Source organism: Acidicapsa borealis, assembly GCF_059115245.1.
Genome location: NZ_JCACNY010000001.1, coordinates 1,665,506 through 1,679,702, shown reverse-complemented (window position 1 = coordinate 1,679,702; position 14,197 = coordinate 1,665,506). Strand labels below are relative to the sequence as shown.

Sequence of the window (14,197 nt, the reverse complement as noted above, 5' to 3'; positions counted from 1 at the left end):
TTTCATGTCGCATCTCCATCGTTAGGCATGGTACCTGCGGGCCGGAGTGGATCCAGATAGAATCAATACAAGATGAAATGTCCGTTTTGTGGATTTGCGCAGGATCGGGTGGTTGACAGCCGCGAGAGCAAAGAGGCGGATTCGATCCGTCGCCGGCGCGAGTGCGAGAAGTGCGAGCGGCGCTTCACCACCTATGAGCGCATCGACGAAATTCCTTACATGGTGGTGAAGAAGGATGGCCGTCGCGAGAAGTTCGAGCGCGGCAAGATCCTCAGCGGCCTTCTGCGCGCCTGCGAAAAGCGCCCCGTTTCTTCGGCCAAGCTGGAAGAGATCGTGGATGCGACCGAGAGCTATCTCATGGATGCACCGGAGCGCGAGCGCACCACCAGCGAGATCGGCGAGCTGATTATGGACCAGCTCAAGACGATCGATACGGTCGCTTACATCCGCTTTGCCAGCGTTTATCGCGACTTCAAGGACGTACGCGAATTCAAGGAAGAGCTGGAACAGCTGTTGCATGCTCGTGAGCCGAACCGCGAGGCAGCATTGCGAAAGAAATAGCTCGCATTCAGAGTTCTTTCGGCGCCGGAGTCAGCATCAACAAAAGTCCGCTCGCGTATCCGGTTTCCTTATCCACCACCGGCGATGCAGCCACCTCTACTGTGCATGCCGTTCCCCCCTTATGCCGCATTTGGAAAGCGTAGGTACAGGAATTCTCCATCGCTTTCTCAAAGCTGTGCCGGATCGGTGCGGAGTCTGCGCCTTCCGGGGCGGGAAAGAGGGATTCGATGGGCTGCCCGGTCAGCTCGGCGGCGGTCCAGCCGGTAAGCTGCTCCGCGGCTGGATTGAGATAGCCGATAGAGCCCAGCGGGTCCGCCACCAGCACCGCTGAAGGGAGCGAGGCCAGAATGCTCTCCAGCCATAGAGCGCGGTATTGGGGCTGCTGCGAGGCGGCTTCGAGCTGGCTCACATCGAAGATCACCGCGGAGATTCCGGCGGCCTTGCCGTCCGCATCGCGGATCATGCGGCGATGAAACTCCTGAATGCGATATTCCCCACGGATATTGAAGAGCGAGCGGCGCACTGTGACCGGCTCTTCACCCGACTCCATGTTGGCGAAGAAGGCAGCGCGGCTGCGGGCCGTCTCGTCCGGGGGTAGCAGGTCCCAGATCTCGCGGCCAAGCAACTCTTCCGCTGGAATTTCGTGCAGATAGACGGCCGCCGGGTTGGCATAGCGAATGATGCCCCGCGCATCGATCTCGATGTAGGCGACCGGCAGTTCCTCGACCGATACCGAGGGATTCGGCCATTTTGGCGTGGGACTACTCATGTCGCGGACCCTCGGGAATCGATTCGGTCGGTGTGCCGGCGTAGAGGGCGTGGGCGGGAAGCTGGCCGTTGTTGGAAGTGGACGCTTCGCTCGCCGTGCCCGGGCTTTGCACCGGCTGCGATAAGTCTTCGATATCCTTCAGCGAGGCGAGTGGATACACCGTCAAAACGATCGGTACACGGAGCATGATTGTTCGTTCGCCGATCTGGATAGGAAAATCGCGGTTGCGGGCCAGGATGCGGGAGATTTCCGCGATGAACTGGCTTTCGTACAGCGGGCGTTCGCTGATCACCAGGAAGCAATTCCCGCGCCAGGGATAGAGCACATCCTGCTCCTGAAGCTTGTCCATCAGAGAGGTAAAGACTGCGTTGCAAAGCGATTCGGCGCCTCTGGCCCCAAAACGCTCGGCCACGACATCGAGAGAACTAAGACAGAGCCTGGCGACAAAACCCTGTCGCAAGCTTGACGAGCCGGACGAATGCAGAATGCGGCAGAGATGCTCCGTTGCAGCCTCGATGGTTGGCGCAGATGCACGATTTTCAGCAACCATAATTCGTCCTGAAGTCCCGAGTCGAACGCGCAGCCAGCACTGACAGGTATATCGGCAGGGTGGTGCGGAAGTTGAGCCCGCCTCCCGATCTGGCTGCACGGAGCTTCCCCCGCGAACCATTTTCGTCACCGGAGATTCGGAATTGGCTCGCAATCCGGTGCCGTGCGCGTGTTTCAAAAGCTGCGTTCCTGTACACTGAAGGGTCTACCATTATGCAAACCAAACATCAAATTGGCATACTCGGCGCGACCGGCATGGTCGGGCAGCGATTCATTCAGTTGTTGGAAAACCATCCATGGTTCGAGATCACGTGGCTCGCCGCAAGCGACCGCTCCAGCGGCAAGCGCTACGAGGACGCGGCCAAGTGGCGTCTCGACACGCCCTGCCCCGAGCGCATCGCGAAGATGACGATTTCGCCGGCTGAGCCGACTGGTGCCCCCAAGATTATCTTTGCCGCCCTCGACGCCGACATTGCCCGCGACATGGAGCCGCGCTTCGCCGCTGCCGGTTGCGCGGTTGTGTCGAACTCCAGCGCCTTCCGCATGCATCCCAATGTGCCGCTGGTCATTCCCGAGGTCAACGCCGATCACCTGCACCTCATCGAAGATCAGGAATGGCGCAAAGACTCCGGCGGCTACATCGTCACCAACCCCAACTGCTCGGCCATTGGCCTGGTGATGGCGCTCAAGCCGATCCAGGAGCGCTTTGGCATTGAGGCCATCTTCGTCACCACCATGCAGGCGGTCAGCGGCGCGGGCTACCCTGGCGTGCCTTCGATGGACATCCTCGGCAACGTGGTTCCCTTCATCAAGAATGAAGAAGAGAAGATGCAGGAAGAAACGCTGAAGCTGCTAGGCTCACTCGACGGCGATACGATCAAGCCGCTGGCCGCCAAGATGAGCGCACACTGCAACCGCGTAGCAGTCGAGGATGGTCATACCGAATCCGTCTCGATCAAGCTGACCAAGCCAGCGACCAAGGAAGAACTGCTCGCGGCCTGGGCCGAGTTCACGCCGCTGGCCGGGCAGGATCTGCCAACAGCGCCTGCACAGCCCGTTGAGTGGATCGCTGCCGAAGATCGTCCGCAGCCGCGTCTCGACAAGAATCGCGGTAAGGGCATGGCAGCCTCGGTCGGGCGTCTTCGTCCCTGCGGCCTGCTCGACTGGAAGTTCACCGTGCTCTCGCACAACACGATTCGCGGCGCTGCCGGTGCTGCAATCGTCAATGCCGAGCTTCTGTTAAGCCTAGGCAAGCTGGAACCTTTGGCGCTGGCGGCATCGCAAGCATAATCGGATTGACATAAGAATAGGGACGCTGCATGAGTCTGGTGGTCATGAAGTTTGGCGGTACGTCGGTGGAAGATGCGACGGCCATTGCGCGAACAGCAGGTATCGTAGCCGGGCGCGTTGCGCAGGGTAAGAAACCCGTCGTCGTGGTCTCGGCCATGTCCAAGGTGACGGACCACCTGCTGGCTTGTGCCGCAGCCGCCAGCCGCGGCGACCGCACTGGCTCTCTCGCCATCAGCCAGCGCCTGCGCTGCCGTCATCGCGACACTGCCGCTGCTTTGCTCAAGGATCACAAGCGCCTGGCTGCTCTCCAGACCGCCATTGAACATGAGTTCGACGCGCTCGACGAAGTGCTGCGTGGCCTCGCCGTCATTCTCGAACTCACCCCGCGCATCTCTGACCTCGTCGTCAGCTACGGCGAGCGTCTCTCCAGCTACATGATCGCGCAGGCCTTCGACGAGATGGGTCTCAACGGCGTCCACGTCGATTCGCGCGAAGTCATCATCACCGATTCGCAATATCAGAAAGCGATCCCGCTCGACGAGCTGATTGAAGAGCGCTGCGCACTTCACGTTCTCCCGCATCTGCAGGCAGGCAGCGTGCCGGTCATGGGTGGTTTTATCGGCTCGAACGAGCAAGGCATCACCACCACGCTTGGCCGCGGCGGTTCGGACTTTACCGGAGCCCTCATCGGCGGTGCGCTGCATGCTGAGGCCATCGAAATCTGGACTGACGTGAACGGCATCATGACCACCGATCCGCGCATCTGCCCGGACGCGCTGCGCGTGCGCGTGGTCAGCTTTGAAGAGGCCGCCGAGCTCGCCTACTTCGGGGCCAAAGTCTTACACCCGGCCACCATTCTGCCCGCCGTGCGCAAAAACATCCCCGTCCTCGTGCTGAACTCGCGTAACCCCACCAACGAAGGCACGCGCATCATCTCGCTTGCGCCCCACTGCAAGAGCCCCTTCAAGTGCATTGCCGTGAAGAAGAAGCTGACCATCATCGACGTGGTCGCGAGCCGCATGCTGATGACGCATGGCTATCTAAAGGCGATCTTCGACATCTTCGACAAGCACCAGTGCCCGGTCGACATGGTTTCGACCAGCGAAGTCAGCGTCTCGCTCACTGTCGACTCAAACGACAAACTGCCTGCAATTGCCGCCGACCTGGGCAAGCTGGCCGACGTGAAGTACGAGGGGCAGAAGGCGCTGGTCTGCATGGTGGGCGAGGATATTCGCGGCCAGATGGGCATCTCCGCGCAGGTGTTTACCGCCATCAAGCATGTGAACGTGCGCATGATCTCGCAAGGGGCCAGCGAAATCAACATGAGCTTCATGATCGAGGAGAGTGATGTGGAAGAGGCCGTCAGGTCGCTGCATGCGCACTTCTTCCGCGATCCTGATCCGGAGATCTTCGACGTGGAAGCCCGCACCGCTGCCGTTTAGCCGCAGGCGGTTTTCAATTCCATGCTTGAACCTGTACGCTGCACTGTAGAGTCTTCAGGAGAAAACGTTCATGCTGCTGCTGGTGCTGGGAAAAGGCAAGACAGGGAGTCAGGTAGCCGCCGTTGCGCGGGAGCGCGGCCATTCCGTACGCGTGCTCGATCTGCGGGAGAACACAGGCGCAAGCGCGCTCACCGCTCCTACCGTTGCACAGGTGGACGTGGTGATCGACTTTACTTCGCCCGCGTCGGCTGTGGAGAACATCAAGGCCTGCCTCGCCCTTGGGGCGCGCGTCGTCGTCGGCACCACCGGATGGTATGACCAGCTCAACGAGATGAAGGCTCTCGCCTTCCGTCGCGGCGGAGCGCTGCTCTATGGCACCAACTTCTCGCTGAGTGTGCAGGAGCTCTTCAAGCTCACCGCCGACGTTGCGAAGATGAAGGGCTACGAATTCCACATCGAAGAAACCCATCACACCACCAAGCTCGACGCACCCTCCGGCACCGCGCTCACGCTGAAAGAGATCGTCCTCGAAGCCCAGCCGAATGCGAAGGTTGAGATCGTCTCGCACCGCGAAGGCGATGCCAGCGGCCTGCATGTACTTACCGCCCGCAGCGCGAGCGACATGATCGAGCTGCGGCATGAGTCGTTCGACCGCCGCGGCTTTGCCGAAGGCGCCGTACGCGCCGCCGAATGGCTCAGCGGCAAGAGCGGCGTATGGGAGTTCCGCGAAATCTTTGAAAAAGTCTAGGCGCCGGCGAACTGCATGGGACGCAAGCGGCTACTGCCCGGGTTGACGGTCAAGGATGGCTTCATGCGCCATCCCTTTGATATTGAACACCACGTGCAGACCAGCGGCCTCGTCCACGGACGCGACCTCACCACCGGCCACCCCAACGACAAGCACAACACCGCCTACTACGGCATCGCGCCTTCGGTCCTGATTGACCTGATCGACTGGTGGCGCGCCACGCAGCTCGTTGCCCCGCCCTATGACTACACCTTCCTCGACCTCGGCGCGGGTATGGGCCGAGGCATGCTGATCGCTTCGCGCATGCCCTTTCGCGAAGTCATCGGCGTCGAGTTACACCCCGATCTCGCCGCCATCGCGAAAAAGAACATCCGTACCTGGGAGCTGGCTGGACGCGCCCGATGCCCGCTGCGCATCGTAGAGCAGGATGTGACCGAGTACCAGTTCCCCGCCGGCCCCTGCGTCGCCTACCTCTTCAACCCTTTTCGCGAACCAGTCCTGCGCGCCCTGCTCAAGCATCTCGAACAACAGTTCGCCGGCCGCCAAGGACAGCTCGACCTGCTCTACGCCAACGACGAGTTCGAAGAAGTGCTGGCCAAACGCCCCGGCTGGCAGCAACTCTGGCGCGGCCTCATCCCCCTCTCAAAAGAAGACGAAGCCGCCGACCGCGACATCCTCAACAACCAGCCCGACGGCGAATACACCTGGTCCACCGACGAGCCCTGCGCCATCTACCGCTGGATGGGGAAACGCACAAAGCTCTAAATGCGGCTGCACCCTAATTACGAGTCATGGCCAGGATTGCCGATCATCCGGAAAGATGTCGGCCTTGGCACCACGTTTGATGGCTGCGAGATTTCCATTGGTCAGTGCGATGCGGCCGCACTGATCAATGTCAAGCCAGGTGGAGTTTACTGGTTGATAAGGCGTGGGAAACGCGAGAATCATTTGGCCACTAACTTTGATGGTGGTCGATGAAGTACTAACGCCGTTATTGTCCACAGGAACTCTGATCTTCCAGTGATCATCCTGCTTCCAAAAGCCTGCATGCTTGAGGCGATCTACCAAGTGAAGGTCCACATCCACCTCGTGATTATCACTGTCGCTTGGGTGTACCGAGGTAAATTCTGCGACAACGACATTGCGATAGTCACGCCCTAAGTATTCGAGCGAAAAAGAACACGGAACAGTCAAGTTATTATTGCCTGATTTCATTTGTGCATGCAGCTCTTCTTCCTCCTGCTCATAGACTCGCCATGCTGTTGGCAGAATAGCCATCTGATCCTGACAAGCGAGGGGACGAGTCATGCATTCAAGATTGAAGTCCATCAATCGGCCGATAGTCTTAGAGTCGGCAAATGGTGTAAATCGAACGTATCCATCCACACAGAAGGTGCAACCACCTGGCCTGCCAATCACGTATTCCGGATGGTCGGAGTGGCGTAAATTGTGGAATTCTTCCGTCCGCCATTTGGTCGTTGCAGACGCCATGAGGATAAAGTCGTTCCCAAAGGGCCTCCACGCATCCATTGCCAATTCATAATCTTTGCCCCAGATCACACCGCCGATCACAATCACGGTTGCTCGGATCGACGCTGGTCGGCCACCTAAGAATCTATAAGCCGCCAGCAGCCAAGCCTTATGGTAGTGGGGCTGTGAATGTATTCGGCCGCTCGGAACAAAGTATTCGGGAAAGGCCTTGTAGTCATCCTGCATGTTGATCTGATAATTGCAGCGCCGCTCGCTGCATTCGCCTTCATAGGCGCCCCACTGCCCCCAGCGATGCATGATCCTCTGAGCACTTACCCATGTACTCTTGCCTAATTCGACGTCACGCATATCGCTCAGTAACTGCTCCGCCCGATGACGCAGCATGTACTGCCGAACCCTAATCACCGCTGAAGCAGCAAGTATCAGCACGGTGATTGCAATTCCAGCGACAATCAAGGAACGCAGAATCCTGCGCCAGCGTGAGATAGGAGCCATAACTTCAGTAGACACCGCCGAGACCTAAATTGTTCCGCAGCAGCGAATTCTGGCGTGGCCTCATCCGGCTCTCAAAACAAGACGAAGTTGCCGACCGCAACATTCTTAACAACCGGCCCGCCGATAAGTTAAGACACTTCACTCGGGAACAAAAGCAAGAATTACAAGATTTAGAGTTGACATTGAACATTTATCCACTACCATATGGTTGTGGATTATCTGGGTACAACATTCGCGGCTTTGTCTGATCCAACCCGCCGGGCAATGATTGAACGGCTCTCCCACGGGCCTGCCTCGATACATGGATTGACGGAACCGTTTGCACTCTCGCAGCAGATGATTTCAAAACATATCGCCTACCTGGTACGGGCGCGGATTGTCATCAAAACAAAGCGTGGACGAGAGAGTGTGTGCACGCTCAGGCCAGAAGCGATTAAGTCCGTCAGCGACTGGGCGATCAGCTATCGCCGGTTCTGGGAAGAGAGCTTCGACAAACTGGAAGTGGTAATCAAGGAATTGAAAAAAACGGCAAAGGAAGAAAGAGGAGATCAGAAATGACAGAAAACACGGCGAACGAAATTGAGCGGATGTCCGTTACAAGAATTTTTGATGCCCCACGCGAGCTGGTTTGGAAGGCGTGGACAGATCCGAAGTACATCATGCAGTGGTGGGGACCAAAGGGCTTTACCGCGCCGGTTTGCGAGATGGACTTTCGCGTTGGGGGAAAGTTTCTCTGTTGCATGAGGTCGCCAGATGGACAGGAGTTCTGGAATGCGTCTGAATACCACGAGATTGTTCCCTACGAAAAGATCGTCTCCTCCATGTACTTCTCTGACTCGAAGGGAAACAAGATTGATCCTTCGGAATTGGGAATAGAGCATGAGGCCATCGACGGCGCGTACGACGTGACCCTCTTTGAGGACCTCGGAAACGGCCAGACAAGACTGACCTTCATTGGAAATGAGCCCATGGAAAGCGCGAAAGACAGCGGTCAATTGGAGGGCTGGAACGAGATACTCGAAAAACTCTCTGCGGTTATTGCAGAGCTGGCGCAGGCGAAATAAGACGTTCAAGCTTGCGATCGTCATGTGCAAGATACAACTGAGCCGTGCGGCGAAAGCCTTGTTAAAACAGGCTTCTCGCCGCCCGCCGAATCATCGCATTTCCGGACCAGTGATCTCTGGCTGAAACGAGCACGACTCATCCGAGCTGAACTCGAGTCAAATTTTCTGCGCGGTCAGCGGTTGAAGGGATACTCCTGCACCCAGTGAAATCCCCGGGCAACGAGCGGAATCTTGGCTCTATCTTCCAGCCGCAATTCCATATGAGCAGGATGCCCGCCCAGATTGCCGTCGAGTATCATCTGGTCCGGCGCGGTACGCATGTAATGCAGCGTGCCCTTCCACTTCTTGTCCTTGTCTGTCGTCAGTGCAATGGTCTGGGTCTTGGCGTCGATAGCGACATCGTAGCTTCCTATGCTGTCGTCGATGCGCTCGTATTGAGCCAATTCCGGATACTCGAAGATCAAGCGCCGCCAGCGGCCGTAGTCTCCCAGCAGGGCGGCGCGCTCGTGGCCATCGATCGCCTGTTTCTGCACGTCCCAGATGCCGTAGAGCGGAGACTTCGGCTGACCACCACCCCACACCGGCCACTGGCTCCAGACTCCGTATACATTGACGCCCAGGAGCCATGCGGCGAAGACGAGTTGCACCACGACAGCGATGCGGTTAGCGCGCGCTGAGCGAAACAGAGGCGGCTGCGATGAGCGCGCCACCGGGCGGTCGAGAAGGAAGAAATTCATCAAGCGCGGAAACTCAGGAGCTGCCAGGAAAATTGCCATCAACAGCAGGTGAAGTGAAAGCTGCTTTACGGGAACATCGTAGGTCATGTTGAGGACGAAGATCTCACTGGTCACGCCCGCAGTCACCAGTGCGCCGAGCATTGCCGTGCGCGGAATGAAGAGCAGGATGCCCGCCAGCAACTCCGCGCTACCGCAGAGGATTTCGTAAGCAGGCGAAGCGCCGATCGAATACCAGAGCACACCCATGGGAGAAAAATTCCCGTACGGCTCCAGCAACCGGGTCAGCGGTGGGTAGGGCATCTGCATGGGGAAAATCTTTACTAGGGCGTAGGTCACCATCTGCGCGCCCAGCGCGAATCGGAGCGCCACGCGAAACCACTTCAACATGCCGGGATAAGCGGGCCGCCTGCGATCGAGCCAGCTCCAGACCGCCGTCGCGACCGCGGCAATCACAAGGAAACAGAAGGCCATCACCCAATCGAAGGTCTTGTCGCCGCTTCCGCTGCCCGTGAAGACCAGCTCCTGCTGAATGCCGAAAATATGTCGCGCAGTCCAGAGAACGAGAGGACGCACCGCGGCCGTCGAGGCAAAATCAGGAATGTCCACCTTGGGTATATTGATCAGTCCGCTGAGTATCTGCGTGAGGAAGCAGAACAGCGTGAAGTAGCAGAAGCAGAAGCGGAATGCGACCTTCGCCGGCAGGCTCCAGCGATCCGGCGTCACGGATTGCCGGTCTACGTCATTTGAAACCACGCAATCGGCAGCCGGGCTGGCAATTTCGCTAGCTTCAGTCATATGTTCCAATTCTCCAGAAATGGCGCTTGCAAAGAACCGTATTACAGTCCTCGACAATCCTCGACAGAAATCACAACACTCGCTCACGGAAGCATAACGTGAACCAACGATTTATCATCGACTGACTGCTCGCCAGAGCATCCGTGGCGTGGCGATTCTATTCACTGCCTTCCGTATCCAAGTTCCTCGCGAACAAGTCTTTCGCTATCAGCTTCACATTGACTGGGGACCGCACAGCATGACCATCTCAGCTCCTCCTGCACCCACGCGGCATCGCGGCTTCGATCTGCTGCGGGTCATCGCTATCTACATGGTTATGCAGATACACACCGGCGAGTTCGAGTACATCGCAGCGGACGGAACCACGCTGCATACTGCCGGATCGTGGGCTGTGGGCTGGACGAACTCTCTCTTCCGCTCGTGCGTGCCGCTCTTTGTCATGATCACCGGATTCTTCCTCTTCCCCATCGGAGACGATCGCAAGTTCTTCCGGAAGCGTTTTACACGCGTGCTGATTCCCTTCGTGATCTGGTGCTCGGTCTATGCGTTCTACTACTTCGCGCAAGGAGCGACTACTCTTAAGACCGCTCTGCTCAACATCGCCAAAATCCCAGTCAACTACGGCACAGAAGTCGGCCATCTGTGGTTCGTCTACATGCTGATGGCGATCTACCTCATCGCGCCTGTGTTCTCGCCGTGGATCGTTTCGGCGAGCCGCAAGAGCATGGAGCTTTTCCTCGTGCTGTGGGCCGTGACACTGACGCTGCCCTTCATTCATCTCGCCTTCGCGCAGGTATGGGGCGAGTGCTCCTGGAACACCACTCCGACCCTCTACTACTTCACCGGTTTCATCGGCTATGCGGTGCTGGCCGCCTACATCAAGCGATTCTGGATGGCGCCTTCGCGGCGTATCGACTGGCTCGCCATCGGCCTGATTGTGGCGGGCTACACCGCTACCGCCGGAGGGTTTCTCTACCGGCTTGGTACGCAGCGCATGGTGTCGGACCTCGAACTGACGTGGAACTTCACCTCGCTGAACGTCGCGCTGATGACAGCAGGAATCTTCCTGCTCTTCCGCAACATTCACGCCAACCGCAGCAACAGCCGCGTGTGGAAGCTGATCGACGATGTTTCGCGCATGAGCTACGGCATGTATCTGGCGCACATCATCGTGCTCAACGCGGTTCACGCCTACCTGGCACCCATGCTCGGCAAGGCATTCGTGCGGATTCCCGTGATCGCGCTCATCACCTTCGCAATCACATATCTCGGGGTCAAGCTGATCTCGCTGCTGCCGGGGAGCAAATATATCGTCGGATAGTGGTTCAGGCCAAGGTTGCACGACCAACGCAAAACACAAATCCCCCGGCATGTCCTGCATGCCGGGGAAAGGCTGGGGTGATTCGAGGAGCGGGAGTGTAAAACCCTAATTCACTCTGGTTTTCTCCGGAGGCGCTCTTTCCGCGAAACGTGATTCGTCATGCAGCGGCTCAACTACTTTCTCTTGAACCAGATCCTGTTTCGTTTGAACGGTGTCCTGCTCTCTAGGATGCGAGAACAGAGGATGTTTTGTAGATAAATGGTTGTGTACTGCGGATTTATTTCCAAAGCTCATGATTGTCTCCAATCTTGTGCTTGTTACTCGTGAGAGGCGCCCGTCAGAAGCAAGCCGTCATCAGCTAGGGACGAGGAACAAAATCTCGTACTACCGACATTAGACGCCTTCTTGAACGACAAAGTCCAATCGCAGCAAAATACGCTTACCCAGGACTGCAAGAATCTCAGCCGCAAACGTCTATGCTAGTAGGACTCGGAGCACACCATCTATGCTGCAGCATCGGCGAATCATCTACCGCGGTCTCTTGCCTTTGAAAGCATCCATGGTGTGGAGTGGCTTTCTGGCAATGACGCTTGTCACTGCCCTTTGCTCTCGTGCGGTTTTGGCGCAGGATTTACCTATTCAGGGTTCGCCCTCGCAGGATTCGCCCGACCTGCAAGTTGAGTTACGCTCTGCCACCGGATCGAACCGCTTTCAACTCGGCGAGGTTATTCCGCTGGAGCTTTTTGTTTCCAGCACCACGAGCAATCACTATCTAGAGCCGTGCAAGATGTTCTGGGAAGGCTGCTTCGGGTATCCGCAATGCAGATTCGTGACGCAATGGTCGTTCGATGTAACTCCCAGCACCGGTTGGACAGACATTGGCTTTCATCGCTGCGGCGCCATGAGCGGCCCGACCTTCGATGTGCAGAGCTCCGATCTCACGCCAGAGCCGAAGAAATACCCTTACACGCTCACCACCCGATTCCGCTTTGACACGCCGGGAACATACACCGTGCGCTTGTCGATGACGATAGGGCTGGATGACGAAACGAACAAGATTGGGCGCGCACCGGACTCCAAGGTAAAGCACAATTCAGTGAGCAAAACCGCGGAGATCATTCTGGAAATCATGCCTGCTGGAAATACGTGGAAAGCGGCGATCATCGAACGGGGAGTAGCTGCATGGGCCGCGCCCCCTGTGGCTTACACAAACCCGCCAACGCCCGAGTTCTTGAAACGCCAGCAGGAGAAGGACGCACTGTGTAATCTGGGTACCCCAGAGGCAGCTCTTGCGCTTGTGGGTATCCTGAGCAAGGGAATCGATGTCACGCACTGCCTTGATATCAACTCCAACAAGGACCTCGAGCAGACTGAGATGGCGCGTCTGCTGGTGGATCCCAATGTGGGTGTGCGCCCGGCCTTCTTCGCGGACTACGCAAGGTCGCTCAGCCGTGGCGAGTATAAGCAACATCCCGGATCGGGAGTGCTGCCCAGGGACGTGAATGCTGTCCGCGACACGCTGTTTGCGTCGCTACCGAAAAAGAGACCCGATGCAATGATCGTGTCTCTTGAGACGCTGCTCCGAAATCCGGTGAACGGCTACTGGGTCGTAGAGGGTTCGGCCTACGATCTGCACGCGCCGTTCCCGGATCCAATCATCGCCACGGCAGCGGCAAACTTTGATCGACTCTCGGAACAGACTCAGGCCGCCCTGCTTGATACCGACTGGGACCATCTTCGATCTCCACTGATGTTAACCGTGGTTCGGCGCAGAGCGGAAGCAGGCAACGGCGAGGCATTGCTGCGCTGGCTTGAACTCGAACCGGCGACCGCAACCGTCTTCATACGTCAGGAAGTCGTTCGGCCGGTCCCGCGCTTCTCGTCGCTCTATCTCAGGCTGCCTGATGAGTCGCTTCCGGCGCAGGAGCAGCAGATCGCCGCGAATTTCATAGCTCTCGAAACCCAGCAGGATTTGGTCCGCTCAGCAACCTTGCTGCATCGCTACGCTACGCGCGCCACGCTTCCCACGGTGCTTCCCTTCATCGATCAGCATCTGAGCGCGTGGTCCTGCACGATCCAGATCCCTGTCCTGGCCTATCTGCTCAAGGTTACGCCGGGCGAAGCGCAGCCCAGGGTCAAGCTATTGCTGGATAAGAAGTTTCCACCGATCTACTGTCCGCGAGGAGAGTTCCTGCCGAGCATCGGCTATATGGAAGCAAGCCCCGTGCTCGATGCTCTGGCAGCGCAACAGTTGGAGGATGGAACGCCCCTTGCTGCCGATGCTACCGCATATCTCGGAAGATATGGCAGCGCAGCTATGAAGCCCGTGGTCTGGGAGCAGCTTTCCCGCTGGCATAAGAAATTCAAGGAGAGCGGAGTCGAAGTGCGCATAAGCAGCCAGAATCACACACAGGAAGACTGGCAGCTCTATAACCTCGATTCGCGGCTGCTCGAAGCGTATGAAAAGGCTCAGGGCTGGACGCTGACGGCGGAAGATGTGGATCGCCTGGCAGCGTTGACGGGCGACCAGAAAGGGCATAGCCTCTCCTGCGCGTTCAGCTGCGGTAGTCAAGCGAGCGTCGGGCCCGCGCCTGGCAGTTACTATATCTATGGAAAATTCAAAGACCCGGTCTATCCGCCCGAATCGCAAATCGACTATCTCATGCCAACCGAGCGGTTTCGCTATTCGATCAATCAGTATCGCTGCCCTGACCTGAAAGCTCTCGAACAGAAGCTGTTGCAGTTTCCGAAAGGGTCGACCTTCAGCGTCGCGCACACCGGGAGCGTCCTCGACGGATGGGGCGATTGGGATGAGATCAGCGCCTTCCTGAAGAGCCACGGCTACTCCTTCAGGAATTAGCTCTGACCAGGTTTTCCGGTTCAAATATGCACACGCCCCTTCTCGATCCTGACAGGCAGAAACTTCGGCGCGTTC

The 14,197-nt window shown here is 57.8% G+C and carries 14 protein-coding genes; 9 read left to right on the top strand and 5 right to left on the bottom strand.

All coding sequences use genetic code 11. The features are described 5' to 3' along the window. The first annotated feature begins 72 nt into the window (after positions 1-72). Positions 73-561, top strand: a complete 489-nt coding sequence (gene nrdR, locus AC5S27_RS06775) for a transcriptional regulator NrdR (RefSeq protein WP_493933804.1) — start codon at positions 73-75, stop codon at positions 559-561. A 7-nt stretch (positions 562-568) separates the two neighbouring features. Here nrdR and AC5S27_RS06770 read toward each other — a convergent pair whose 3' ends face one another. Next, positions 569-1,330 (bottom strand): PAS domain-containing protein, encoded by a 762-nt coding sequence (locus AC5S27_RS06770; protein WP_493933803.1) that lies wholly within the window; start codon positions 1,328-1,330, stop codon positions 569-571. After that, positions 1,323-1,880 carry a hypothetical protein gene (locus AC5S27_RS06765; protein ID WP_493933802.1) on the bottom strand — a complete coding sequence of 186 codons (558 nt, stop codon included), beginning with the start codon at positions 1,878-1,880 and terminating at the stop codon, positions 1,323-1,325. Before AC5S27_RS06765 ends, AC5S27_RS06770 begins: the two co-directional genes overlap by 8 nt. A gap of 212 nt (positions 1,881-2,092) precedes the next feature. Here AC5S27_RS06765 and asd point away from each other — a divergent pair, with 212 nt between their 5' ends. The 4 genes from asd (at position 2,093) to AC5S27_RS06745 (ending at position 6,124) form a co-directional block, all read left to right on the top strand. Beyond that, complete coding sequence (asd, locus tag AC5S27_RS06760; protein WP_493933801.1) at positions 2,093-3,169, top strand: aspartate-semialdehyde dehydrogenase; 1,077 nt, start codon at positions 2,093-2,095, stop codon at positions 3,167-3,169. 29 nt (positions 3,170-3,198) lie between these two features. Next, entirely contained in the window at positions 3,199-4,611 is a 1,413-nt protein-coding gene (lysC, locus tag AC5S27_RS06755; protein WP_493933800.1) for a lysine-sensitive aspartokinase 3, read from the top strand. A gap of 70 nt (positions 4,612-4,681) precedes the next feature. Next, on the top strand, positions 4,682-5,359 hold the full coding sequence (locus AC5S27_RS06750) for a 4-hydroxy-tetrahydrodipicolinate reductase (protein WP_493933799.1): 678 nt from the start codon (positions 4,682-4,684) through the stop codon (positions 5,357-5,359). 63 nt (positions 5,360-5,422) lie between these two features. Further along, positions 5,423-6,124 carry a class I SAM-dependent methyltransferase gene (locus tag AC5S27_RS06745; protein ID WP_493933798.1) on the top strand — a complete coding sequence of 234 codons (702 nt, stop codon included), beginning with the start codon at positions 5,423-5,425 and terminating at the stop codon, positions 6,122-6,124. Between the two features lie 24 nt (positions 6,125-6,148). On the opposite strand, the gene AC5S27_RS06740 is transcribed toward AC5S27_RS06745, so the two are convergent. Next, complete coding sequence (locus AC5S27_RS06740; RefSeq protein ID WP_493933797.1) at positions 6,149-7,306, bottom strand: hypothetical protein; 1,158 nt, start codon at positions 7,304-7,306, stop codon at positions 6,149-6,151. Between the two features lie 243 nt (positions 7,307-7,549). Here AC5S27_RS06740 and AC5S27_RS06735 point away from each other — a divergent pair, with 243 nt between their 5' ends. Together AC5S27_RS06735 and AC5S27_RS06730 are read left to right on the top strand one after the other, a co-directional pair. Continuing rightward, positions 7,550-7,903 (top strand): ArsR/SmtB family transcription factor, encoded by a 354-nt coding sequence (locus AC5S27_RS06735; RefSeq protein ID WP_493933796.1) that lies wholly within the window; start codon positions 7,550-7,552, stop codon positions 7,901-7,903. Next, positions 7,900-8,409, top strand: coding sequence for an SRPBCC family protein (locus AC5S27_RS06730; RefSeq protein ID WP_493933795.1), 510 nt, complete (start codon positions 7,900-7,902; stop codon positions 8,407-8,409). Before AC5S27_RS06735 ends, AC5S27_RS06730 begins: the two co-directional genes overlap by 4 nt. A gap of 173 nt (positions 8,410-8,582) precedes the next feature. Here AC5S27_RS06730 and AC5S27_RS06725 read toward each other — a convergent pair whose 3' ends face one another. Next, complete coding sequence (locus AC5S27_RS06725) at positions 8,583-9,941, bottom strand: hypothetical protein (protein ID WP_493933794.1); 1,359 nt, start codon at positions 9,939-9,941, stop codon at positions 8,583-8,585. 148 nt (positions 9,942-10,089) lie between these two features. On the opposite strand from AC5S27_RS06725, the gene AC5S27_RS06720 reads away from it, so the two are divergent. Continuing rightward, positions 10,090-11,262, top strand: a complete 1,173-nt coding sequence (locus tag AC5S27_RS06720; protein ID WP_493933793.1) for an acyltransferase — start codon at positions 10,090-10,092, stop codon at positions 11,260-11,262. A gap of 105 nt (positions 11,263-11,367) precedes the next feature. Here the strand turns inward: AC5S27_RS06720 and AC5S27_RS06715 are convergent, their stop codons facing one another. Continuing rightward, entirely contained in the window at positions 11,368-11,556 is a 189-nt protein-coding gene (locus AC5S27_RS06715; protein WP_493933792.1) for a hypothetical protein, read from the bottom strand. A gap of 289 nt (positions 11,557-11,845) precedes the next feature. On the opposite strand from AC5S27_RS06715, the gene AC5S27_RS06710 reads away from it, so the two are divergent. Continuing rightward, a complete protein-coding gene (locus AC5S27_RS06710; protein ID WP_493933791.1) occupies positions 11,846-14,122 on the top strand; it encodes a hypothetical protein in 2,277 nt (758 codons plus the stop codon). The last annotated feature ends 75 nt before the right edge of the window (positions 14,123-14,197 follow it).